Origin of the sequence: Aeromonas sp. 9A (genome assembly GCF_963900955.1) — a bacterium.
In the GTDB taxonomy this organism is placed as follows: Bacteria; Pseudomonadota; Gammaproteobacteria; order Enterobacterales; family Aeromonadaceae; genus Aeromonas; species Aeromonas salmonicida.
On sequence record NZ_CAWRFG010000001.1, the window covers coordinates 2,301,428 to 2,325,429 of the forward strand.

The following is a 24,002-nucleotide window of genomic DNA, read 5'->3' on the forward strand; positions in this document are numbered from 1 at the left end:
AAACAGCATGAAGTTTGCATTTCCCATCCTCACCGCCAAAGGGGAAGAGTTCAAGGACGTCAAGGCGCTAACGGAGCTGATAAATGGCGAGCAATCGGGTCACTATCTTCTTGGCAACCACAACAAGTGGCATGGCGGCATTCATATCAGCGACAAGAGTGCCCCTTGGTGCAAGGATAAGTATCCCGTCAGAGCCATTGCCGATGGTAAGGTGGTGGCATTCCGGATGATGAAGGATTACTTGACCTCTGAATATCAGGGTGAGTCCCTACGCTATTCCAACTGCTTCTGCCTGGTACAGCACGAATATTGTGAAATAAATGCAGAAACTAAAGCGAAAAACGAGTTCACCTTCTATTCGCTGTATATGCATCTGCTGCCTTGGGATAAGTACCAAAGTACCGAGAAGCTGGTACTGAAGAAGGGTTGGAATGCGCGCAATTCCGTTCCCTATGCCAATCCCGATGCCGAGCAGCAGCGTGTTGATGCCGCTTTGCCCCGTTTCACGTTGCCCAAAGATACCGAACTGGAGATGGACAGCAGTGCGCCATCCCAGAAGGGGAATGTTGGGGGCAAGGAGTATGATTTCATCAAAGTGATTATCAAGAGCAAGCTTTCCAATGCCCAGATAAAAGAGGCCGAGAAGGCCGGCGTATTGGTCAGTGAAGGGAGTTCTGTCTGGATCGCCAATAGCCCGGATGCTGTCGAGGTGATTAAACCCAACCTGCCGACCTGGCTATTCGATCAGATAGAGGCCGAATTATCGAAGAATATGGCCGGGCGTGCAGATCCTGTCTCGGATGATAAAAGCGGTCGCTTGATGGCAGGCAGTAGCAGCGTCTCACTGCCAGTCGGCACCAAGTTGCAGTATGATGCCCACCAACTCGAATTCCATTGGATTGGTGACAAGGCACGCAAGATGGCCAGATGCAACTATGTGATGCCGAGTGGGGATGGTGTCCAGGGTAGTTGCGGTATCGCCTGGGTGTGCGTCGAAGATGAATTTATCAAGGCAAATATGCTTCCCCCCTCCCATCTCGGCGAGCTATATGTGTTGCCATCCCCTGTGGCCATCGCGGCGGGGGAGACCATAGGTTACCTCGGTCTGGTGGAAACGCCGGGCTCTCTGATTGGAGGCAAAAAGAGCAAGCATCAAGTCCATCTTGAGGTGTTCACCCAGGATCCTCGGCTTGACGACGTACTGGCCAACAAGGCGGGAACAAAAGGTGGCGCTACCTATGCCAAGGTCCCTGCGGAACTCGTCTTATGCGAGAAGAAAAAGCAGGACGGTAAAGATCTCTGGGTTGCGACCGCTGACGAAAGCCTTGAGGCGCTGGTTGAATCACCCGGGCTTGAAAAAGACGCCACCAAGCAGGAGTGGGTCTGTGTCTCGTCAGGAAAATATGTCAAGAAAGAGCAAGTCGAATTGTTGAGCCAACATGACTGGCTGAAGATTGGTTTTAAAAAGGTCGATGGTTCTGGTTCCGACGGTTATCTAGATCCCGATGCCCCTCCGGCCTTTTTCACCGATCTGGTCAAGAGCTTCGATTCCGATGGCAATGGTGAACTTAGCAGCGAAGAGATACAGGCGGCCCTGCAAAACAGCAGCAATGCAGAAAAACTTCAGAAGCTAATCGTCAAGCATCCCAGTGAGTGGTATGAAAAATCATCAGCCAGCAGTTATCTGTGGCTAGATAAACTTATGACCAAGATTGGCCTGCCAGATTTTGATTTATTGGTTGACCATGAAAAGCAACGTATCGATAAGCTTGAGTGGATGCAGAGTGCAGCGAAGCTAAAGCTTGATAAGGAGGTTTGGCATATTCAGCCATTAACATTCTCACGGCTAAATGGCAATCAGTGTTTGTGTGGTCGAGATATTGAACTGAAACATTTAGAAAGTGCAATCGAAGGGAAGGCTTCAGTGGAAAGTTTGTTTTCACGGTCTTCATATGCTGGTGTTACGAGTATTTCTGCAGATGTCTTCCTCAAAGAGCTTAATTCAGCCATGAATTTTTATGGTGTTTCAACATGCCTTGATAAAATGCATTTTTTGGCTCAATGCCTTGTTGAAACTGATTTTTTTAGAACAACGGAAGAATATAAGAATAAAGACGGCACCACTCCATCTAAATGGGACGAATATGGTGGTGGAAGTTTCTATCATGGTCGAGGTCTAATACAGGTAACACATAAAAAAAATTACGAGAAATATTTAGCGTCAATTGATTTGTTGCCTATCAATAGTGATAAGGTCGAAATGCTTGCCAGTAAAATCCATCATGCTGTGTACTCTGCTGTGTGGTATTGGGTTTCTGGCTCGGCATGGGGCGATATAAGAGGTTTCACTAAAAATAACGATTTCTTGAAAGTAACTATTGCTGTAAATGGTGGTTTTAATCATGTAAAAGAGCGAAATGAGTCACTGCTGAGATTAAGCAAGAGCATAGATTGTAGTAATGTAGATTTTTCAAAATTGAAATTTTCAAAATTTGAGTTTTCTGAAAGTGCTCTTAAAGACTCTAAATGGTATAGCGCGTATAAAGATGGTTCAATGGTTAGGAAAGCGAATCAAGATCTGGAGTCTGTTAATGAATAATCCTTCTCTCTTTTTTTTGTTGACTATTTGTGGTCTTGTACCTTCATGGGTATACGCTATTGAAGGCTGTTCAGATGAGATAGTTCACCAAGTTGAAACTAAAATTGAAAACGGTGAACCGATTAGCATACTTTCTATAAAATATAATGGGGAGGTAGAATCATTCACGGTACCCTTTACATCGGAAAATAGTTCATGTAAAAAAGTAAGCGGTAATGGAATTATAAAAATTTCAGTTGTTGCGGATAGGCCTAAAGTGAGTGCGATATATTATTTTGATATTGCTGGGAAAATTAATTATATAGGTAGTGCATCTATATTTACAAGCGCTGGTGAGGAGCGAGTAAGTGGTATTGGTGAGATAAATAAAGGTAATGATATTACTAAGGTAAATTTGGAAGGAGTGGCAAATGAAGATTCTGCCATCATAAGCAAAATAATAGATGTCCCATATGTTCATGTAAACAGTGAAGTGCCTTACTTATACAGTAAAATGCGATATATTGAGATAGATGGACTATCAGAAAGCACTGGAAGCAAAATTTGTGACAGTGGAGATCGCGTTTTTTATTATTGTAAGACCACGTCAGGGCGTTATTTGAATTTATGTTACTCTCCATTTTCAGGAGATATAACTTATGCTTATGGTAAGCAGAAAAAAGAAATATCTCTTCACGATTACTCCTTAGTTCGGGATAGGTTTATTTTCAAAAATAAAAATACTAGCTACAATGTATCTCCTGAAAAGGGAGAGATTTCAGTCACACAGAATGGAAAAGAACTGGCTGTTATTTCATGCACATGAAGTTCCATGTTAAATTATTTTTCGTGACACCGGTTTAAGGCCGGTGTCTTTATAAAAAGGTGTACAGATCTAGTTATCACCTGACACCGGCCTCAAACCGGTGTCTTGTTTACGCTACGTTATCGCGTACTTCTTTCGGTATCAATTTCAGTCCCTTCTTGAACATGCTGTAGGGCGTCTGCCCTTCCATTATTCTGCCCTGATGAGGCCGCTTGGTGTTGTACTGCTCCAGATAGCTATCTAGGTCTGTCTGCATCTGCTCCACCGACTCATACCAGGTCGTCCTCCCCTTGATGCGGAAGTTGTTCATCCAACAGTGTCCGGTGCAGCCGCTTGATAAAGCCGTTGCTCTGCGGTCTGCGCACCTTGGTTGTCCGGTGCTCAATCTCCTCCAGGTGCAGTAACAGCTCGTAGGGATGATGGTCAGGGCGCCAGTAGAACTCACGTCCGCTGTTCGACAGGACGGTATAAACCTGTGCCTGATGAGTTTCGAAGAACGACAGTGTCGTTTCATTGAGCACATGGACTGAGGTGACTGGCAGCTTGCTGGTGTAGAGCCGTCCCTAGGCGAGCAGTCCAGCACGGTTTGCAGTACACCTTGCCAACTCCTAGAGCTTGCTGATGAAAATGGTGTCGACCGTCATCAGTTCCTCGGTGTAGAGGACTTCTGTTTAGCGTTCGCGAAACTCGGGGCTGAAGTGATCGGACAGGCGCATCTGCTCGTCATTGAGTTCAATCATCTGTTCTCGATGGGGTTTATCGAGGTAGAACAAGCGGTCGAGTTTGGAGGGCAAGCCGTGACGTTGCGACACGCCACTGACACCGTCTGCCCTGAAGCTGAAGTGAGCGCCGGCACTGCCCGCAGCGAGTATTTTTACAGGCAACCGTCAGGACACAAGGATGCGATTTATTTCTACTGGACTTAGATAGGGGCGGGAGGTTTTTAAAGCAGTAAATGGGGTGGCTGATGGGGCTCGAACCCACGACAACCGGAATCACAATCCGGGACTCTACCAACTGAGCTACAGCCACCACTGAAAATTTCCATTAATACCATCCATCCCGGGGAGGGAGGATTTATTAATGGTGCGCCCTGCAGGATTCGAACCTGCGACCCACGGCTTAGAAGGCCGTTGCTCTATCCGACTGAGCTAAGGGCGCTCTGTATCGATTAGCCAAGGTGGCTCATCGATGAACTTGGTCGGTGATAAAGGATTCGAACCTTTGACCCTCTGGTCCCAAACCAGATGCGCTACCGGGCTGCGCTAATCACCGAAAATTTCTTGTCCAGCATACCGATAGCGGCGGTACTGGGCAACGGGCGGGCATCATACCCAAGCGGGAAAGGCAGCGTCAACGTATTTTTCCGCCAGTAAATTCAAGTGCCTACTTATTGCCCGCCCAGCGAGCGCTGCTAACACCTGCGCCAAAAAAATGCGACAATGCGCGGCAGTTGAACACATGGTGAGTGAAGAACGATGTCTGCCAAAATCATTGATGGAAAACAGGTTGCGCAAACGATTCGCAATCAGGTCGCAGCGCAAGTCCAACATCGGTTGGCACAAGGGAAACGGGCGCCAGGTCTGGCGGTGATCCTGGTCGGGGTAGATCCGGCGTCTCAGGTCTATGTCGGCAGCAAGCGCCGCGCCTGTGAAGAGGTGGGGTTTATCTCCCGCTCTTACGATCTTAGCGCGACGGCGAGTCAGGAAGAGCTGCTGGCCCTGATCGATCGGCTCAATGATGATGCGGACGTAGACGGCATTCTGGTGCAACTGCCGCTGCCGGCCCATTGTGATACGACCCAGGTGCTGGAGCGTATTCGTCCCGACAAGGACGTTGATGGCTTCCACCCTTACAACGTGGGCCGTCTGGCGCAACGTATTCCGGCGCTGCGTCCCTGTACGCCCAAGGGCATCATGACCCTGATAGAGACCACTGGCGTCAAGACTCATGGTTTGCATGCTGTGGTGGTCGGTGCATCCAACATAGTGGGGCGCCCGATGACGCTGGAGCTGCTGCTGGCCGGTTGTACCACGACCACCTGCCACCGCTTCACTCAGGATCTGGAACAGCAGGTGCGTCGTGCCGACTTGCTGGTCGTGGCCGTGGGCAAGCCGAACTTCATTCCAGGAGAGTGGGTCAAGCCGGGTGCCCTGGTGATCGACGTGGGCATCAATCGTCTGGCTGACGGCTCTCTGGTGGGGGATGTGGAGTTCGAGACGGCGCGTAATCATGCCTCTTTCATCACACCGGTTCCGGGTGGTGTCGGCCCCATGACGGTAGCGAGCCTGATGGAAAACACCCTGAGTGCCTGTCAGGACTATCACGACCAGGCACTGTGATGGTGGGTGAAGCCTGCATCTGATCGGCTTCACGCTCGCACTCAAAGGTCACAATAAAAAACCCGGCAACCTTGCGGTTCGCCGGGTTTTTTATTTATCCAGTTTGACTCTTACATGTTCTGTGCTTCGTTTGGCACGATGACAGAGGCGTGATTTCCTTTCGGCCCCTGCTGCAGTTCGAAGTTGACTGCCTGACCTGCTTTCAAGGTCTTGTAACCTTCCATTTGTATCGTGGAGTAGTGGGCGAAGATATCTTCACCACCCCCTTCCGGACAGATAAACCCAAATCCTTTTGCGTTGTTAAACCACTTGACTGTTCCGGTTGCCATACATCTACATCCTTTTATTGATTACCCTGAAGTCGTTGAGTAACCTGCGCCAGCCCTTTATAACTAGTAGCATACGTCTATAGCAGACGGGCGCCGATTAGCAAGTAACCAATCTAGTCTAACTTTTGAGCGAGTCAAGGAGTTGTTAACAACTGATGTGATCTGGTTAACAAGTCTATTGACAATCTTGTGTTAGACGGTAGTAATCTAGAGGTACCGAAGCGCGACTATGAGCAAGCAGAAAGAACTCTTTGCTAATGAAGAGATTGCACAAGCAGAGAAAACGAAGCTGCAACCGCCACCCATGTACAAGGTCGTCCTGAACAACGACGATTACACACCGATGGAGTTTGTGGTGGAGGTGCTGCAAAAGTTCTTTGGTATGGATTTGGACAAGGCTACCCAAGTGATGCTGAGTGTGCATTATAGTGGTAAGGGAGTCTGTGGTACGTTTACCGCCGAGATTGCCGAAACCAAAGTGGTCCAGGTCAACACCTATTCACGTAACAACGAACATCCACTGCTATGTACCATGGAAAAGGCTTGAATCTGATGACTTGATGGCGAGAACGACACCACATTGTTGCTGTACTAGGGGAGGTGCCTATGTTGAATAAAGATCTAGAAAAGACGCTGAACGAGGCTTTCAAACTGGCCCGGGACGAGCGCCACGAATTCATGACTGTCGAGCACCTGTTGTTAGCCCTGCTGGATAACAGCTCAGCCCATGAGGCGTTGAGTTCGTGTGGTGCTGATGTGGAACTGATGCGCAAAGAGATCAGCGCATTCATCGGTCAAACAACCCCGCTTATTCCCCGCGATGATGAAGACAGAGAAACCCAGCCCACGCTTGGTTTCCAGCGAGTGCTGCAGCGTGCTGTCTTCCATGTGCAATCCTCCGGCAATACTGAGGTCAGCGGCGCCAATGTGCTGGTGGCCATCTTCAGTGAGCAGGAATCTCAGGCGGCCTATTTTCTGAAAAAGGCCGAGATAAGCCGGCTGGATGTGGTCAATTTCCTCTCCCACGGAGTGCGAAAAGACAGCAAGCCCGACAACAGCAGTAACAATGCCGAGTCTGACGATGATGTCTCTGCTGCCCAGATAGAAAGCTTTGCCACCAACCTGAATCAGCTGGTGCTGGAAGGGCGTATCGACCCGCTCATCGGCCGCGATCAGGAACTGAGCCGCACCATCCAGGTATTGTGCCGTCGCCGCAAGAACAATCCGCTGCTGGTGGGTGAAGCCGGTGTTGGCAAGACAGCCATCGCCGAAGGCTTGGCCTATCGCATCGTCAAGGGGGATGTGCCCGAGGTGATTGCCGGTAGCACCATCTATTCACTCGATATGGGATCCTTGCTGGCGGGCACCAAGTATCGTGGTGATTTCGAAAAACGCCTCAAGGTGTTGCTCAAGCAGATTGAGCGCCAAGAAGGGGCCATCCTCTTCATCGACGAGATCCACACCATTATTGGGGCCGGTGCGGCTTCGGGTGGCCAGCTTGACGCCGCCAACCTCATCAAGCCTTTGCTCTCCAATGGTTTGCTGCGCTGTGTCGGGTCGACAACCTACCAGGAATATTCCCAGATCTTCGAGAAAGACCGTGCCCTGGCCCGTCGCTTCCAGAAGATCGATATTGTCGAGCCGAGTGTGGATGACACCACTCGCATCCTGATGGGGCTCAAGAGCCGTTACGAATCGCACCACGGTGTGCGTTATACCGTCAAGGCGATCCGTGCTGCGGTCGAACTCTCGGCCAAGTATATCAACGACCGTCATCTGCCTGACAAGGCTATCGACGTGATCGACGAGGCCGGGGCAGGGCAGCGACTGCTGCCGGCGAGCAAGCGCAAGAAAGTGATCAATGTGCCGGAAATCGAAGCTATCGTTGCCAAGATTGCCCGTATCCCGGAGAAATCTGTTTCTTCTTCTGACAAGGAAGTGCTGAAAAACCTGGAGCGCAATCTCAAGATGGTGGTGTTTGGCCAGGACAAGGCCATAGAGGTGTTGACTGATGCCATCCGGCTGTCACGCTCAGGTCTTGGCAATGAACGCCGCCCTGTGGGTTGCTTCCTGTTTGCCGGCCCGACAGGGGTGGGCAAGACGGAGGTCACCCAGCAGCTTGGCAAGGCGCTCGGGGTGGAAATGCTTCGTTTTGATATGTCCGAGTACATGGAGCGCCATACCGTCTCACGTTTGATTGGTGCCCCTCCCGGTTATGTCGGTTTTGAACAGGGCGGCTTGCTGACCGACTCAGTGCTCAAGCATCCCCACTCTGTGGTGTTGCTGGACGAGATTGAGAAGGCACACCCGGATGTGTTCAACCTGCTGTTGCAGGTAATGGACAACGGGACCCTGACGGACAACAACGGGCGCAAGGCGGATTTCCGTAACGTGATCCTGGTTATGACCACCAACGCTGGTGTGCAGGAGACCCAGCGCAAGTCCATTGGCTTCCAGCAACAAGACATGAGCCACGATGCCATGGCGGTGATAAACAAGACGTTCAGTCCTGAGTTCCGCAACCGGCTGGATCACACCATCTGGTTCAACCATCTGGATATGCAGGTGATCCACCAGGTGGTCGACAAGTTCATTGTCGAGTTGCAGGTGCAGCTGGATGCCAAGGGCGTGTCTCTTGAAGTGTCCGAGGGTGTCCGCCACTGGTTGGCCGAGAAGGGATATGACAGGGCCATGGGAGCCAGACCCATGGGACGGGTCATCCAGGAACACCTCAAGAAACCACTGGCCAATGAAATCCTGTTTGGATCACTGGTTGATGGAGGGGTAGTGAAGGTTGAGTTGGTAAATGACAGCCTCAGCTTTGACTTTCAGGTCAATATTGAAGCTGTCTCCCACTAAGCACTGATAGTTAGAAAGCGACAAAAAACCCCAGCCGAGAGGTTGGGGTTTTTTGCTGAATTCCTGGCTTAGCGAGAGCGGAAAACAATACGTCCCTTGGAGAGATCGTACGGAGTCAGAGCTACCGTTACTTTGTCCCCAGTCAGGATACGGATGTAGTTTTTGCGCATCTTGCCGGAAATATGAGCGATAACCACGTGACCATTTTCCAGTTCCACACGGAACATGGTATTGGGCAGGGTTTCGAGAATGGTGCCCTGCATCTCAATACTGTCTTCTTTAGCCATTGAATCCTCTTGATAAGCCACAACAAAAATCCGCTGGATCATGCCGGATTTAAGGCTATGTGTAAAGTTTACTCGGGCTTGGTGTCGATATTTTTCCATTCCCCCTGTATCAGCCGCTCGTGAGGCAGGTATTGGCGCTTGTAATTCATCTTGCGGCACGCCTCCACCAGATAGCCAAGATACAACCAGGTTCTACCTGTGCGCTTGGCCAGTTCCAACTGACTCAGAATGGCGAAGGTACCGAGGGAGCGATCGGCGTGAGCCGGATCGAAAAAGGTATACATGGCGCTCAAGGAGTGGGGGAGCAGATCCGTGGTAGCGACCCCGATCAGCCGGTTGTCCTTGCGCATTTCGAGGTAAAGTGGCGGCATCCAGTCGCAATGCAAAAAGCCCTTGTATTGGGTCCGGCTGGGGGGATACATGCTGCCGTCATGGTGGCGCTCGCGAATGTAGCGCTCGTAGAGCTGGTAATACTCGGGCTTGTCGTCATAGCTGAGCACCAGTTCAAGGTCCTGATTCAACTGCCGGATCCGCTTCTGGCTGCGGCTCGGCACGAAGCGTTCGCTGTGAATGCGCAGCGACTGGCAGGCACTGCAGGCCGGGCAGTGGGGCCGATAGATGTCATTTCCGCTGCGCCGAAATCCCGCCGTCAGCAATCGCTCATAGCCGCTGGCATTGAGCAGGTTGTGGTCCATCAATACCAGCAGTTGCTCCTGTTCATGGCCCAGATAGCTGCATTGATGCTTGGGTGTCAGGCCTACCTTGAGGATCACTTCTTCTGTCATAGGCTGATGCTCCCCGCTAGCCAGCAGTAATCTGCCAACGGCTGCCGGCTCAGTTTGGTCAGCGCCGTCAAAAACGTCTCTCTTGGCCACTCCTGGATCCCCATGGTAGCCAGAAAATCATTCTGCATCTGGCAATCGATCAGTGCACCACCGTGGCTGGCGAAGTGGTGACAGAGCGCCACCATGGCCAGCTTGGCGCCGTTGTCGATGCGGCTGAACATGGACTCACCACAGAAGAGGCGGCCGAGGGAGAGGCCATAGAGGCCAGCTTGCAACTGGCCATGCTGCCAGATCTCGACGGAGTGGGCATGGCCAAGGCGATGAAGTTGTCGATAGGCGTCGATCATGGGCGTGCTTATCCAGGTTCCACTGGCGCTGCGACGGGGGGCGGCGCAGGCCGCTATTACCTCATTAAAGGCGCGATTGATGGAAATATCGAATGAGGTGCGGCGGATAAATTTGCGCAGGCTGCGACCTATGTGCAGCTGTTCGGGGATGATGACCCCTCTGGGATCCGGCGACCACCACAGCAACGGCTGGTGGGGCTCATTCCACGGGAAGATCCCCTTGTGGTAAGCTGCCAGCAATCGTTCAGGGGAGAGATCCCCGCCGATCGCCAGCAGGCCGTTGGGTTCATCCAGTGCGTGCTCGGGGTCGGGAAACCAGCACAGCGCATCATCCAATTGGGTAAGATAGCGAGACATAAGGCGAAGAGGTTCACAGATGAAGGCCATTATCCTGATAGTATCCAGCTTGCTCTGCTTTGTCACTGCGCCCGCCGGGGCCCAGGTTTACGAGCGCAACACGGCGCGGCCCGTCAATCAGGTGGTGTTTGGCCAGGTGGAGACGGTGCGCAACATCACCCAGCGCCAGATACTGGAGTCTGAACATTCCGGCTGGAAAACCCTGGGCGGCGCCGTTTTGGGCGGCCTGCTTGGCAACCAGTTTGGTGGTGGTCATGGCCGTGAAATTGCTACCGCCGTTGGGGCACTGGCAGGGGCCGCTGCCGCGCAGCATTATCAATCAGGTGGATCCGTGGTGGAGAACAAGCTGGTAGAGCTGCTCATTCGCAACGAGCAAAACGGTTTGGTCAACGTTATCCAGGATTACGATCCGGCCATGGTGTTCATGAACGGAGACAAGGTGCGCATCCTCTATTTCGACGATGGGGTACGAGTCGACAAGACCTACTGAGGCAAGGCATATCGAGCAAGAGGGAAGGGGAGCAACCCGACGGTCTCCATTGACAGGAGCCAGTCGGGCGGTACTACACGGAACTCATCTAGCTCATGCAGATGAGCCCTGAGACACTACCTTGTCGCGACCTGTGTTTTTTGCCTGATAGAGCAGGCGATCCGCTTCACTCAGTGCCTCGTCCATGGAGACTCGCCCGACATTGATCACCCCGAAACTGGCGCGAACGAACAGCGGCGTCTCCCGTGACAAGGGTTGCTGACGCAGTTGTTGGCGCAGTCCCTCCAGCCGTTTGAGCAGCACTGGCACTGTGCAATGGGGCACCATAAGGGCAAACTCCTCTCCCCCAAAGCGGGCAATCATGGCATCGGGGAAGAACTGGGTCAGCAACCGGGTGAGGTGGCAGAGCAGTTGATCGCCGATGGCATGACCCCAGTGATCGTTGACCTGCTTGAAGTGATCCACATCGAGGACACACAGCGCGAGCGGCGTCTGCTGGCGCTGATGCTCCTCAAACCACTTTTGCCCCTCGTTGAACCAGTAGCGCCGGTTATAAAGCCCGGTCAGGTAGTCGCGGTTGGCGGATTCCTGAATGCTGTTGAACTGCTCAAGCGCCTCCAGGTTATGGCTGACCCGACACTGCAACTCTTCCGGCTCGAACGGCTGGTTGAGAAAGTCGTTGGCCCCTTGCTTGAGGTAGCGGGCAGACAAGCCCCGTTTGTCCGACACCGAGATCCCTATGATGGCGAGCTGCTGCTTGCTGTAGCGCTCTCGCAGCATCCGCACCAGGCTGATGCCGTCAATTTCCGGCATATAGTAGTCGACCAGTACCAGCCGGATGGCCGGATGCTGCTCAAGGGTGGCAAGGGCTTCGCGGGCATGGCTCGCCTCGTGGACCAGCAACAACTGCTTGCGTAGCTGTGCCATGGTGCGGTGGCGGGAGGTGCGTGAATCATCGACGACCAGCACTTCAATCTGCTGATTGAGATAGAGGCGATGCACCAGACCGACCGCGTATTGCAGGGAGTGACGTGAATCTTTCATCACATAATCCAGCACCCCTGCTTCCAGCCAGGCCTCCCGCTTGTCTTCGCTGATATCGGCGGTGAGGATCACCACTGGCAAGCCTCGCTCCAGCAGCACCTTGACGGCTTCCCCGCTGGGAGCATCAGGCAGGGTTAGATCCACCAGCGCGACCACGTATTCGTCTCCCTGGCAGTGACGTGCCCCCTCCAGGGTATCGAAGGCATCAATCTCCAGGCCAGTTTGCTGCGCGATGGCCTGGATCAACATGCGACGGATCGTCATGCTATCTTCGACAATCAATATTTTCTGTTTCATCCGGCTCCTTAACGTAAAAAGGCATGCCTCACGGCATGCCTTTTATATCCCTTGCGCTTATTGCGCGTCCAGATATCGCTCGGCATCGAGGGCGGCCATACAGCCGGTGCCGGCAGACGTGATGGCCTGACGGTAGTTGTGATCGGCCACGTCGCCGGCGGCAAATACCCCTTCAATGCTGGTCTGGGTGGCAAAGCCGTCCAGTCCGCCACGTACGATCAGGTAGCCGTTTTGCATCGCCAGCTGGCCCTCGAAGATCTGGGTATTCGGCTGGTGACCGATAGCGATGAATACGCCCATCAGCGGCAGATCCGTTGTGGTGTCATCCTGCGTGCTGCGCAGGCGCACACCGGTCACGCCCATCTGATCCCCCAGCACTTCGTCGAGGGTCTGGTGGGTGTGCAGCACTATGTTGCCGCTCGCTACCTTGTCGTGCAGACGTTTGATCAGGATCTTCTCGGCACGAAACTCATCGCGGCGGTGAATGAGGTGCACCTTCTTGGCGATGTTGGCCAGATAGAGTGCCTCTTCCACTGCGGTATTGCCGCCGCCGATCACGGCCACTTCCTGGTTTCGATAGAAGAAGCCGTCACAGGTGGCGCAGGCGGAGACGCCGCGGCCCTTGAACGCTTCTTCGGAAGGCAGCCCCAGATACTTGGCGGAGGCGCCGGTGGCGATGATCAGCGCATCGCAGGTGTATTCGGCGCTGTCGCCCTTGAGGCGGAACGGACGCTGGGTCAGCTCCACTTCATTGATGTGATCAAACAGGATGCGGGTATCGAACTTCTCCGCATGGGCCTTCATGCGCTCCATCAGGGCTGGACCGGTCAGACCTTCGGGATCACCGGGCCAGTTTTCCACCTCTGTGGTGGTGGTCAGCTGACCACCTTGCTGCATGCCTGTGATGAGCAGAGGATTCAGGTTGGCGCGGGCTGCGTAGACGGCGGCGGTGTAACCGGCCGGGCCTGACCCCAGGATCAGCAGTTTGCTGTGAGTGACTTGGCTCATGATGTGATTTCCGAGACGTGATGAGTTTGCGCGATTGTAGGTAATTCGTGATATGGGGTCAAAGGTCAGTGAGTCGATTGTGCCAATCGACCATAGGTGCAGGCGGATGCTCATTTTGAGGTGAAAAGGGTCCATTCTGGACGGATCCTGACTCAGAGAAGTGCGTTTGCCGGCGCCAGGTTGGGCGTGGCTTGCGAGTTCGCCCGGGATGGCCTTGGTCCCCCCGGTATTTCGGCTGCGTTGTCGTGTCTTGCCTCGTTGACGAAGCCGCAAACCGGATGGGTACGGGTGAGGGGCTTCTCGTCTTTGCCCGTATCTGTGTCATGCCGACGATGGCCGAACCCGGCTTCATGCGGACAATATGGTCATGATTGACAACTCTTGGCGCAGTGGCGCCCGGAGCCATCATTGCGTAGCAGATCCCTGTCTTGACCACTTCAACAGCGAGATGACGCTCAGCAGAGCGCCAAGACAGTCAGGCAGAAGAGGAGCGTGCGGGCTATTCGAATGAATAGAGATGCGTTCAGCCACTTTCTTCGCCATGGGCGGCAGCGTCAGGTCATTTCGGGCGGATGGTTTAGAGGGGGGCGCGATTGACTGACAGGGCCAGTACCCGGGACCCAATGCAAACAGGTGACACAACGGGATTAAAGAGGGGATGTTCCCCGCGGGTCAGGCATGTTTGATGTGCGGAGTTATCTGGTCTGGATGATCATCCGGTCTTGGCGAAAACGGCTGCTGCAGAGACCAAAATATCGGCACCGACAGCGCGATAATCTGCCTCATCCAAGCCAATGCCGCTTCCTGCGCCGCTTTGGACGAAAACAGTATGGTTTCGTGCTGTCAGTTCACGTACACTGGCCGGAACCATGTCTAGGCGATATTCATGGTTTTTTATTTCTTTAGGTACACCGATAATCATGCTATCCCTCGTCTATCGACCGGTGTTTTATGTTGCTTCAAGGTTACGTAACATTTGCGCCTAGCATATTCAGGTATTGACAGGATTTGTGACCATAATTATAAAATGACTGGTGATTCTTACCAAAAAATAGCCAAAGGATGGAATAAAATGATGGAAGCTAAGAGTCGGCTAAAGGATTTGGACAGGATTGACCGCAACATTCTGAATGAACTGCAAAAGGATGGCAGGATTTCGAACGTTGAGTTGTCCAAGCGAGTTGGCCTGAGTCCTACACCGTGTCTGGAACGGGTTCGTCGCCTCGAGCGACAAGGTTATATCGAAGGATATGCCGCTATTCTGAACCCTCATTATCTGGATGCGTCTCTGCTGGTGTTCGTGGAAATTACCCTCAATCGCGGTGCGCCGGATGTGTTTGAACAGTTCAACAAGGCTGTTCAGGTGCTTGAAGAGATCCAGGAGTGCCATCTGGTCTCCGGCGATTTCGACTATCTGCTCAAGACCCGCGTCAGCGACATGTCGGCCTACCGCCGCCTGCTGGGGGAAACCCTGCTGCGACTGCCCGGCGTCAATGACACCCGCACCTATGTGGTGATGGAAGAGGTCAAGCAGAGCAGTCGTCTGGTGATCAGCACCCGTTGAGTTGGGTTATGCTGTGGCTTGCCAGGCTAATGACAAGTCACGACAGTCAGAAACGAGCGGCCGGTCCGCTCGTTTCTTCTTATCGAGTTGGTTGTGAATATGGCCCAGCCCATCAGGCACTGGCTGACAATCGGTGGGCTTTTCAGGGATACTAGGCCCCCTTATCCCCCCGCATTATATGTTTTCAGAAAGGAGCCGGAGTTTGGCCGATAAAAAGCTGTTTACTCCTTTATCAGGTACACAACGGATCTTCGAAGCCGTCTTGATCGCCATCACTCTGATGGCTGCCTATCTCTTGCTTGCCCTGTTGTCCTATCATCCCGCCGATCCCGGTTGGTCGCAGACCTCCTGGCAAGGGGAGGTGAAGAACCTCGCCGGCAGCGCGGGGGCCTGGCTCGCCGATATCACCATGTTTACCTTTGGGGCTTTCTCCTATCTGGTTCCCCCCCTGGTGGCTTTACTGGGCTGGAGCCTGTTCTGGCGTCCGAGCCGGCTGCTGGATGTGGACTATCTCACCCTGTCGGTGCGCATTGTCGGCTTCGTGCTGACCGTGCTCGGCATGTCCGCCATTGCCAGCATGAACTTCAATGACATGCAGAATTTTTCCGCCGGTGGCCTGGTGGGGGACGTGATCGCCTCCGCCGTGGTGCCGCTGTTTGGCGGCGTCGGTGCCAATCTGATGTTGCTCTGCTTCGTGGCAACCGGCATCACACTGTTTACCGGCTGGTCCTGGCTCACCATAGTCGAGCGGATTGGCGCCACCTGTACCGGTTCGGTCAGCGCCATCTACCACTTCCCCACCACACTGGGTCGCTGGTTGACCGGTGGCTGGCGTCAGCCCCGTTACGAGGGAGCCGATCCCTTGCTGGAAGGGGGCGTCGGTGCCCTCGAGCTTGATGATGAAGACGAGGATGAGCCGCACTCCAGCTGGACCCGTCGTCCCAAGGGTAACGGTACCGCCAAAGGCCAGAAGGCAACCTCCGATGAGTGGCTGCCGGAGCTCGATGACGATACCTTCCAGTTCGACCCGCGGTTTGATGATGAAGATGACGAGCCGGCACCCGTGGCCAAACCCAAGCGCGCTGCCGCTGCCAATGCCCGTCGCCAGCCGGCCCTGACCACGGCCGATGACGAGGATGACGAATTCGATCTGCCCTGGGCCGAGGGTGAGGATGAGCCGGTCGCACCGGTTGCCGCCGCGCCGGGCAAGCCCAAGCGCCGTGTGCAACTGAGCATGCCCCCCTTGCCGAGCATCGAGCTGCTGGACAGACCGCCCGCCAAGACCCAGATGATGAGCAAAGACGAGCTGGACCGTATGGGCCGTTTGGTGGAAGCCAAGCTGGCCGACTACAACGTGCAGGCCAAGGTGGTCGGTGTCTATCCGGGCCCTGTCATCACCCGTTTCGAGCTGGATCTGGCCCCTGGCATGAAGGCGAGCAAGATCACCAACCTGTCGCGGGACTTGGCCCGATCACTTTCCGCCAGCAGTGTGCGGGTGGTGGAAGTGATCCCGGGCAAGACTTTCGTCGGTATCGAGTTGCCCAACCGGGTGCGCCAGACCGTTTACCTGCGCGAGACTCTCGATTGCGATGCTTTCCGTGATAGCCGCAACCCCCTTACCATGGGGCTCGGTCAGGACATTGCAGGGGAGCCCGTGGTGGTGAATCTGGCCAAGATGCCGCACTTGCTGGTGGCCGGTACGACCGGTTCGGGCAAGTCGGTGGGGGTCAACACCATGATCATCTCCATGCTCTACAAGTCGTCCCCGGACGATCTGCGTTTCATCATGATCGACCCCAAGATGCTGGAGCTCTCTGTCTACGAAGGGATCCCCCATCTGCTGACCGAAGTGGTCACCGACATGAAGGATGCTGCCAACGCCCTGCGCTGGTGTGTGGGCGAGATGGAGCGCCGTTACAAGCTGATGTCGGCGGTCGGGGTGCGTAACCTCAAGGGCTACAACGACAAGGTATTGGCTGCGGCTGCTGAGGGAGAACCGATGCGGGATCCCTTGTGGCGCCCGGGTGACTCCATGGATCAGATGCCGCCGGAGCTGGAAAAGCTGCCCCACATAGTGGTGGTGGTGGACGAATTCGCCGACATGATGATGATTGTCGGCAAGAAGGTCGAAGAGCTTATCGCTCGTATTGCCCAGAAAGCGCGGGCAGCCGGTATTCACCTCATACTGGCGACCCAGCGTCCGTCGGTGGATGTGATCACCGGTCTTATCAAGGCCAACATACCGACCCGGATCTCGTTCCAGGTGTCGAGCAAGATCGACTCACGTACCATTCTGGATCAGGGCGGGGCCGAATCCCTGCTTGGCATGGGCGACATGCTCTACATGCCGGCCGGTACCTCCAACCCCACCCGTGTCCACGGCGCTTTCGTCGATGATCACGAGGTACATAAGGTGGTGGCGGACTGGAAACTGCGCGGTGAGCCGAACTACATCGAAGAGATCCTCTCCGGTGAGTCAGGCGGCGAGGGTGGCAGCAGCGAATATGGCGGTGGTAGCGACGAAGAGCTCGACCCCCTGTTTGACGAGGCGGTGGCTTTCGTGGTGGAGTCGCGCCGTGGCTCGACGTCCAGCGTGCAGCGCAAATTCAAGATTGGTTACAACCGTGCGGCTCGTCTCATCGAGCAGATGGAAAATCAGGGTATCGTCAGCTCGCCGGGCGGCAATGGTCAGCGCGATGTGCTGGCACCGCCGCCGGTACGGGACTAAGGCTCACCCTTCCTCTACCCTGGCCATGCCCTCATCGGGTGTGGCCTTTTATCGAGAGCGTCTTCATGAAAAGCGTGATGAAAAAACAACTGTTGATAGGGTCTGTGCTGCTGGTTGCCAGCAGTCAGGTGTGGGCGGATGCGGCCAGCAGCCTCAAGCAGAAGCTGGCCGATGTGAGCCTCTTCTCCGCCAAGTTTGCCCAGACCGTCTACGACAGCAAGGGCAAGGAGCTGCAAAAGGCCGGTGGCGATCTGCTGGTGCAGCGCCCGAATCGTTTCAACTGGCATACCACCTCGCCGGACGAGAGCCTGATCGTGGCGGATGGCAAGGACGTCTGGGTCTATGACCCCTTCGTCGAGCAGGTAACCGCCCTCAAACTCAAGGATGCGGTCCTCAATACCCCCTTCATCCTGATCGCCGGCAACGATGACAAATTCTGGAAGCACTATGACGTGACCCAGGAAGGGAATGTCTACACCGTTACCAGCCACAACAAGGATGAGCTGATCGCCTCCTTTCGCGTCACGTTCGACAGGCAGAACAACATCAGTCGTTTCGATGTGAAAGAGGCACAGGGGCAATGGAGCGAATTTACCCTGAGCAGTTTCAACCGCAAGCCGGTGCTCAAGGGCAACGAATTTGTTTTCAAGATCCCGAAGGGGGTCGAGCTGGACGACCAGCGCTGATGAGCAATTTCTCTTTGGATGTCTCGTCGGGCCATCACCTGCTGGCGGCCCGCATGATGTCTTTGGATCTATCGTCGAGCAGTCCTCCACTGGCGGTCGGCATGACGCTGGATGGTCAATGCAGATGAGCAATTTATCCCTGGATTTTTCGTCGGACTTTCGTCCGCTGGCGGCCCGGATGCGGCCGCAAAACCTCGACCAGTACATAGGTCAGCAGCATATCCTGGGGCCTGACAAGCCCCTGCGCAAAGCGATCCTGGCCGGTCACTGCCACTCGATGATTTTGTGGGGGCCGCCCGGTACCGGCAAGACCACCCTGGCGGAACTGATGGCGCACTACTGCCAGGCCGAGGTGGAGCGGCTCTCCGCGGTGACCTCCGGTATCAAGGAGATCCGCGCCGCCATCGACAAGGCAAAGGAGAACAGCTGGCGCGGGGTGCGTACCATATTGTTCGTCGATGAGGTGCACCGCTTTAACAAGAGCCAGCAGGATGTGTTCCTGCCCCACATCGAAGACGGCACCATCACCTTTATCGGTGCCACCACCGAAAACCCCTCGTTTGAACTCAACAACGCACTGCTCTCCCGGGCCCGGGTCTATCTGCTCAAGCGGCTGGAGGAGGACGACATCCTCGCCATGATCGATCAGGCAATGACAGACTCCCGCGGTCTCAATGATCCGGCACTCACCTTTGCCCCCGGAGTGAAGGAGGCGCTGGCCAAAGCCGTGGATGGTGACGGGCGCAAGTCCCTCAACTACCTGGAGCTCTTGGCCGACATGGCCGAAACCAATGGGGCAGGGGAGAGGGTGATCGACAGTGCCCTGCTCGCCGCCGTGGTGGGTGAGCACGTGGCGCGCTTTGACAAGGGGGGCGATCACTTCTACGACCTCATCTCGGCGGTGCACAAGTCCATTCGCGGCTCGGCCCCCGATGCGGCCCTCTACTGGTATGCCCGCATGGTGAGCGCAGGTTGCGATCCCCTCTACATCGCCCGCCGCTTGCTGGCGATTGCCTCGGAAGATGTGGGCAATGCCGACCCAAGAGCCATGCAGGTGGCGCTGTCGGCCTGGGACTGCTTCCACCGCATCGGTCCTGCCGAAGGGGAGCGGGCCATCGCCCAGGCCATCGTCTACCTTGCCTGCGCCCCCAAGAGCAATGCGGTCTACACCGCCTGGAAAGCGGCGCTCAACGACGCCAAAAACCTGCCCGATTTCGAGGTGCCGCCGCACCTTCGCAACGCACCCACCAAGCTGATGAGCGATCTGGGCTATGGCGCCGAGTATCGCTATGCCCACGACGAACCCGGGGCCTATGCCGCCGGGGAAAGCTATTTCCCGCCACAGCTGGCTGGCAAGCAGTACTACCAGCCCACGGATCGCGGTCTCGAGAAGCAGATCGCCCAGAAGCTCGATTATCTCCACGAGCTGGATAAACAGAGCCCACGCAAGCGGGACACCTGACAGGGCGAGCCAGCCTATGTGCATTCGCCCAAGTGTGCTGGGTGATCCCCGGTGCTATATGAGCCTTGCATCGTAAAGGGGCCAGCAGGGGGCGTATTTGCCCTCGCATGGCAGGTAACGTCAGTAAAAACGACATAAATAGTCCCTGTTCGCGCGGGGGGGCGGTCTGATACACTGCCCCTCTGACCCCGCTTGTCTTGGCCTGATGCCATCTTCTTGATTTCGAAGGCCTGATTTTGAAGGCCCGAAGCTGAAGACGATAGGGGTGCGCCAACCGATGTTAACTTCCGGATCTGTTTTCTCGCCCGGTCTGATGACCCAGGCCCAGATCCCATTTTAAAAAAGTAGGTAAACCATGCTGGATCCCAAATATCTGCGTAGCGAGATTGACGAAGCTGCTGCTCGTCTGGCGACACGTGGCTACGTTCTGGACGTAGCGGCTGTCAATGCTCTGGAAGAGAAACGCAAGGATCTGCAGTCCCGTACCCAGGAGCTGCAGGCCGAGCGCAACGCCCGCTCCAAGTCCATCGGTGAGGCTGCCCGTCGTGGTGAAGATGTGGCCCCGCTCAAGGCCGAGGTGACCAAGATCAACGACGAGCTTGAAACCAGCAAGGCTGAGCTCGATTCGCTGCTGGCTGAGATAAAATCCATCTCCGATGCCATTCCCAACCTGCCGAGTGACACCACGCCGGTGGGTCGTGACGAGAACGACAACGTTGAAGTGCGCCGCTGGGGTACCCCGCGCTCGTTCGACTTCCCGGTGCGCGATCACATCGATCTCGGTGAAGCGGCCAAGGGCGTCGACTTCAAGAACGGCGTCAAACTCTCCGGCGCCCGTTTCGTGGTGATGAAGGGCCAGATTGCCCGCCTGCACCGCGCCTTGGCGCAGTTCATGCTGGACCTGCACACCCTGCAGCACGGTTACACCGAGTGCTACGTGCCTTACCTGGTCAACCCGGACAGCCTGTACGGCACCGGCCAGCTGCCCAAATTCTCCGAAGACTTGTTCAACACCGGCATCAATGGTGAAGGGGAAGAAGAGGGCAAGGTGCGCAAGTTCTCCTTGATCCCGACCTCCGAAGTGCCGCTCACCAACATGGCCCGCGACGAGATCTTCGATGAGCAGGAGCTGCCCATCAAGATGACGGCCCACAGCCCCTGCTTCCGCTCTGAAGCGGGTTCTTATGGCCGTGACACCCGCGGTCTCATCCGCATGCACCAGTTCGACAAGGTCGAGATGGTGCAGCTGGTTCACCCGGAAAAATCCTGGGAAGCGCTGGAAGAGATGGTGGGTCATGCCGAGAAGGTGCTGCAACTGCTGGAGCTGCCGTATCGCGTGATGGCGCTGGCCACCGGCGACATGGGCTTCTGCGCCGCCAAGACCTACGATCTGGAAGTGTGGCTGCCGGCCCAGAACACCTATCGCGAGATCTCGTCCGTCTCCAACTGCACCGACTTCCAGGCGCGCCGCATGCAGGCTCGCGTGCGTATCGATGGCAAGCCCCAGCTGCTGCACACCCTGAATGGCTCCGGCCTGGCAGTGGGCCGCACTCTGGTGGCCGTGATCGAGAACTACCAGCAGGAAGATGGCCGCATCGCCATTCCGGCGGCGCTGCAATCCTACATGGGTGGCCTGACCCACATAGGCTAAGCGCACTCGCGTAAATACAACGCCATGGCCATGCCATGGCGTTGTGCATTTGGGCGCCAAATCTTCGCGTTGGCACCGAAAAAAGTGCTTCATCCGGCCCCTGGTCGAACATTTAACACATTTTTATCAAGCATTGCGCAATCGTTTTTGTTAGACTGCGCCGCAATTTCGCAGGACACTTTTTCCTATGGTCTGGATTGATTACGCCATCATCGGCATCGTCGGTTTCTCCGCTCTCATCAGCCTGGTGCGCGGCTTCGTCAAGGAAGCCATGTCGCTCGTCACCTGGTTTATCGCCTTCTTTATCGCCAGCCATTTCTATCCCGATCTCGCCGTCTATTTCACCTCGTTCTCCGATCCCCTGGTACGCAACGGCCTGGCCATTGCAGCCCTGTTCGTGGCGACCCTGATCCTGGGCGGGGTAGTGAACTATGTGGTGGGGCTGCTGGTGGAAAAAACAGGCCTGTCAGGAACGGATCGGGTGCTTGGCATCTGTTTTGGCGCCATTCGCGGAGTGCTGATCGTCAGTGCCCTGCTGTTTTTTATGGATACCTTCACCAGCCTCTCCCAGAGCGACTGGTGGGTGGCGTCCAAGCTGGTACCCGAGTTCAAACCGGTTATCCAGTGGTTTTTCGGGTTCATGTTGAACTCATCCAGTTTTCTTAAACAGGTATAGTGACTTCGAGGTAGCAAAGACATGTGTGGTATTGTCGGTATAGTTGGCACCACCCCCGTCAATCAGGCCCTCTACGACGCCTTGACGGTGTTGCAGCACAGGGGACAGGATGCCGCCGGGATCGTGACCATAGACAGTGGAAACTTCCGGCAACGCAAGGCCAATGGCCTGGTGAAGGACGTGTTTGAAGTGCGTCACATGCAGCGACTGAAGGGGCATATCGGCATAGGTCATGTCAGATATCCCACCGCAGGCAGCTCAAGTGCCGCTGAAGCCCAACCTTTTTACGTGAACTCTCCCTACGGCATGGTGCTGGCCCACAACGGCAACCTCACCAACGCCAAGGATCTCAAGGAGCAGCAGTTCAAGGTGGCCCGTCGTCACATCAACACCACCTCCGATTCGGAAGTGCTGCTGAACGTGCTGGCCCACGAGCTGGATCTCTGCGACAAGATGGCGCTGCGTCCGGAGGATATCTTCTCTGCGGTGCGCAAGACCCATCAGCAGATCCGTGGCGCCTATGCCGTGGTCTCCCTGGTGATTGGTCATGGCCTCATCGGCTTTCGTGATCCCAACGGCATTCGTCCGCTGATCCTGGGTCGTCGGGCAGACGAGCAGGGCCAGGTGGAGTACATGCTCGCCTCCGAGAGCGTGGCGCTTGACGCCATCGGTTTCGAGACGGTGCGCGATGTTGCGCCGGGTGAAGCCATCTACATCACAGAGCAGGGCCAGCTCTTCTCCGAGCAGTGTGCGGAAAACCCGCAGATGAGCTCCTGCATCTTCGAATATGTCTACTTCGCCCGTCCCGACTCGTGCATCGACAAGGTCTCCGTCTACGCCGCCCGCCTCAACATGGGTCGCAAGCTGGGCCAGAAGATTGCGCGCGAGTGGGAAGATCTCGACGTAGATGTGGTCATCCCCATCCCGGAGACCTCCTGTGACGTGGCGCTGGAGATAGCCCATACCCTGAACCTGCCGTACCGTCAGGGCTTCGTGAAGAACCGCTACATAGGCCGTACCTTCATCATGCCGGGTCAGACCCAGCGCAAGAAGTCGGTACGCCGCAAGCTCAACGCCATCAGCTCCGAATTCAAGGGCAAGAAGGTGTTGCTGGTGGATGACAGCATAGTGCGCGGTACTACCTCTGAGCAGATCATCCAGATGGCTCGAGAAGCGGGCGCGGCCAAGGTCTACTTCGCCTCGGCGGCACCGGAAATCCGTTTCCCCAACGTCTATGGCATCGACATGCCCACCGCCAACGAGCTGATCGCCCACGGCCGGGAAGTGGAAGAGGTGTGTGCACTGATTGGTGCCGATGGCCTGATTTTCCAGGATCTGGAAGATCTGGAAGAAGCGGTGCGGGAGATCAACCCAGAGTTGCGCCACTTCGAGACTTCAGTGTTCAACGGTCACTATGTCACCTCCGACGTGGATCAGTCCTATCTGGATCACTTGAACGCCATGCGCAGCGATGACAACAAGGCGGTGCGTGAGTGGCAGGAAGGCACCAGCAATCTGGAAATTTTCAACGAAGGCAGTTAAACGTTTTCGTTGTCAATGACAGAGATGAGATGGGGGCTACGGCCCCCATTGTTGTGTCTGGGCAATGGGGAAGGGATGTTATCTGATTGAAAAAAAAGCACTTATGCAGCCGGGTATGGGCAGTGGCGGCGGGATCCGCTAGCA

19 protein-coding genes, 3 tRNA genes and 2 pseudogenes are annotated in these 24,002 nt (G+C 55.2%); 13 read left to right on the forward strand and 11 right to left on the reverse strand.

Annotated elements, in window-relative coordinates; translation table 11 throughout:
* The first annotated feature begins 7 nt into the window (after positions 1-7).
* Both AACX78_RS10810 and AACX78_RS10815 read left to right on the forward strand, forming a co-directional pair.
* On the forward strand, positions 8-2,599 hold the full coding sequence (locus AACX78_RS10810; RefSeq protein WP_159166196.1) for a hypothetical protein: 2,592 nt from the start codon (positions 8-10) through the stop codon (positions 2,597-2,599).
* The gene (locus AACX78_RS10815; protein WP_159166197.1) at positions 2,592-3,404 is read left to right on the forward strand and encodes a hypothetical protein; all 813 of its coding nucleotides are present in this window, start codon (positions 2,592-2,594) and stop codon (positions 3,402-3,404) included. Before AACX78_RS10810 ends, AACX78_RS10815 begins: the two co-directional genes overlap by 8 nt.
* Before the next feature lie 109 nt (positions 3,405-3,513).
* On the opposite strand, the pseudogene AACX78_RS10820 reads toward AACX78_RS10815, so the two are convergent.
* The 4 genes and pseudogenes from AACX78_RS10820 to AACX78_RS10835 form a co-directional block, all read right to left on the reverse strand.
* Positions 3,514-4,234 (reverse strand): annotated as a pseudogene (locus AACX78_RS10820) (integrase core domain-containing protein); the annotation flags it as partial.
* Positions 4,235-4,360: 126 nt separating this feature from the next.
* Positions 4,361-4,436, reverse strand: a tRNA-His gene (locus AACX78_RS10825).
* Positions 4,437-4,488: 52 nt separating this feature from the next.
* Positions 4,489-4,565: transfer RNA gene (locus AACX78_RS10830), tRNA-Arg, on the reverse strand.
* Positions 4,566-4,602: 37 nt separating this feature from the next.
* Positions 4,603-4,679: transfer RNA gene (locus AACX78_RS10835), tRNA-Pro, on the reverse strand.
* A 203-nt stretch (positions 4,680-4,882) separates the two neighbouring features.
* Here AACX78_RS10835 and folD point away from each other — a divergent pair.
* Positions 4,883-5,746, forward strand: coding sequence for a bifunctional methylenetetrahydrofolate dehydrogenase/methenyltetrahydrofolate cyclohydrolase FolD (gene folD, locus AACX78_RS10840; RefSeq protein ID WP_111588342.1), 864 nt, complete (start codon positions 4,883-4,885; stop codon positions 5,744-5,746).
* A gap of 110 nt (positions 5,747-5,856) precedes the next feature.
* Here folD and cspD read toward each other — a convergent pair whose 3' ends face one another.
* Complete coding sequence (cspD, locus tag AACX78_RS10845; RefSeq protein WP_005300025.1) at positions 5,857-6,075, reverse strand: cold shock-like protein CspD; 219 nt, start codon at positions 6,073-6,075, stop codon at positions 5,857-5,859.
* 229 nt (positions 6,076-6,304) lie between these two features.
* On the opposite strand from cspD, the gene clpS reads away from it, so the two are divergent.
* Together clpS and clpA are read left to right on the forward strand one after the other, a co-directional pair.
* Entirely contained in the window at positions 6,305-6,622 is a 318-nt protein-coding gene (gene clpS / locus AACX78_RS10850; RefSeq protein WP_005310725.1) for an ATP-dependent Clp protease adapter ClpS, read from the forward strand.
* A 59-nt stretch (positions 6,623-6,681) separates the two neighbouring features.
* Complete coding sequence (clpA, locus tag AACX78_RS10855; RefSeq protein WP_159166198.1) at positions 6,682-8,934, forward strand: ATP-dependent Clp protease ATP-binding subunit ClpA; 2,253 nt, start codon at positions 6,682-6,684, stop codon at positions 8,932-8,934.
* Positions 8,935-9,002: 68 nt separating this feature from the next.
* On the opposite strand, the gene infA is transcribed toward clpA, so the two are convergent.
* The 3 genes from infA to aat all read right to left on the reverse strand — a co-directional run bounded on the left by infA (position 9,003) and on the right by aat (position 10,710).
* Positions 9,003-9,221, reverse strand: coding sequence for a translation initiation factor IF-1 (infA, locus tag AACX78_RS10860; RefSeq protein ID WP_005300033.1), 219 nt, complete (start codon positions 9,219-9,221; stop codon positions 9,003-9,005).
* 68 nt (positions 9,222-9,289) lie between these two features.
* Positions 9,290-10,006: an arginyltransferase gene (locus AACX78_RS10865; RefSeq protein WP_087755867.1), complete on the reverse strand. Its 717-nt coding sequence runs from the start codon at positions 10,004-10,006 to the stop codon at positions 9,290-9,292.
* Positions 10,003-10,710 carry a leucyl/phenylalanyl-tRNA--protein transferase gene (aat, locus tag AACX78_RS10870; RefSeq protein ID WP_159166199.1) on the reverse strand — a complete coding sequence of 236 codons (708 nt, stop codon included), beginning with the start codon at positions 10,708-10,710 and terminating at the stop codon, positions 10,003-10,005. The genes AACX78_RS10865 and aat overlap by 4 nt, the downstream gene beginning before the upstream one ends.
* A 19-nt stretch (positions 10,711-10,729) precedes the next feature.
* Here aat and AACX78_RS10875 point away from each other — a divergent pair, with 19 nt between their 5' ends.
* Positions 10,730-11,200 (forward strand): outer membrane lipoprotein, encoded by a 471-nt coding sequence (locus AACX78_RS10875; RefSeq protein ID WP_005310731.1) that lies wholly within the window; start codon positions 10,730-10,732, stop codon positions 11,198-11,200.
* A gap of 93 nt (positions 11,201-11,293) precedes the next feature.
* On the opposite strand, the gene AACX78_RS10880 is transcribed toward AACX78_RS10875, so the two are convergent.
* The 3 genes and pseudogenes from AACX78_RS10880 to AACX78_RS10890 all read right to left on the reverse strand — a co-directional run.
* The gene (locus tag AACX78_RS10880; protein ID WP_159166200.1) at positions 11,294-12,541 is read right to left on the reverse strand and encodes a diguanylate cyclase; all 1,248 of its coding nucleotides are present in this window, start codon (positions 12,539-12,541) and stop codon (positions 11,294-11,296) included.
* A 57-nt stretch (positions 12,542-12,598) separates the two neighbouring features.
* Positions 12,599-13,549, reverse strand: coding sequence for a thioredoxin-disulfide reductase (trxB, locus tag AACX78_RS10885; RefSeq protein WP_021140586.1), 951 nt, complete (start codon positions 13,547-13,549; stop codon positions 12,599-12,601).
* A gap of 721 nt (positions 13,550-14,270) precedes the next feature.
* Positions 14,271-14,471, reverse strand: a pseudogene (locus AACX78_RS10890) (alanine dehydrogenase); the annotation flags it as partial.
* 150 nt (positions 14,472-14,621) lie between these two features.
* Here AACX78_RS10890 and lrp point away from each other — a divergent pair.
* The 7 genes from lrp (at position 14,622) to purF (ending at position 23,858) form a co-directional block, all read left to right on the forward strand.
* Complete coding sequence (gene lrp, locus AACX78_RS10895) at positions 14,622-15,113, forward strand: leucine-responsive transcriptional regulator Lrp (RefSeq protein WP_005300047.1); 492 nt, start codon at positions 14,622-14,624, stop codon at positions 15,111-15,113.
* Between the two features lie 202 nt (positions 15,114-15,315).
* The gene (locus AACX78_RS10900; protein ID WP_159166201.1) at positions 15,316-17,841 is read left to right on the forward strand and encodes a DNA translocase FtsK; all 2,526 of its coding nucleotides are present in this window, start codon (positions 15,316-15,318) and stop codon (positions 17,839-17,841) included.
* Positions 17,842-17,918: 77 nt separating this feature from the next.
* Positions 17,919-18,527: an outer membrane lipoprotein chaperone LolA gene (gene lolA, locus AACX78_RS10905; protein ID WP_159166202.1), complete on the forward strand. Its 609-nt coding sequence runs from the start codon at positions 17,919-17,921 to the stop codon at positions 18,525-18,527.
* 118 nt (positions 18,528-18,645) lie between these two features.
* The gene (locus tag AACX78_RS10910) at positions 18,646-19,989 is read left to right on the forward strand and encodes a replication-associated recombination protein A (RefSeq protein WP_058394660.1); all 1,344 of its coding nucleotides are present in this window, start codon (positions 18,646-18,648) and stop codon (positions 19,987-19,989) included.
* A 355-nt stretch (positions 19,990-20,344) separates the two neighbouring features.
* On the forward strand, positions 20,345-21,640 hold the full coding sequence (gene serS / locus AACX78_RS10915) for a serine--tRNA ligase (RefSeq protein ID WP_159166203.1): 1,296 nt from the start codon (positions 20,345-20,347) through the stop codon (positions 21,638-21,640).
* A 187-nt stretch (positions 21,641-21,827) separates the two neighbouring features.
* Positions 21,828-22,316, forward strand: coding sequence for a CvpA family protein (locus AACX78_RS10920; protein ID WP_005310746.1), 489 nt, complete (start codon positions 21,828-21,830; stop codon positions 22,314-22,316).
* Between the two features lie 21 nt (positions 22,317-22,337).
* Positions 22,338-23,858 carry an amidophosphoribosyltransferase gene (purF, locus tag AACX78_RS10925; RefSeq protein ID WP_005310748.1) on the forward strand — a complete coding sequence of 507 codons (1,521 nt, stop codon included), beginning with the start codon at positions 22,338-22,340 and terminating at the stop codon, positions 23,856-23,858.
* Positions 23,859-24,002 lie beyond the last annotated feature (144 nt).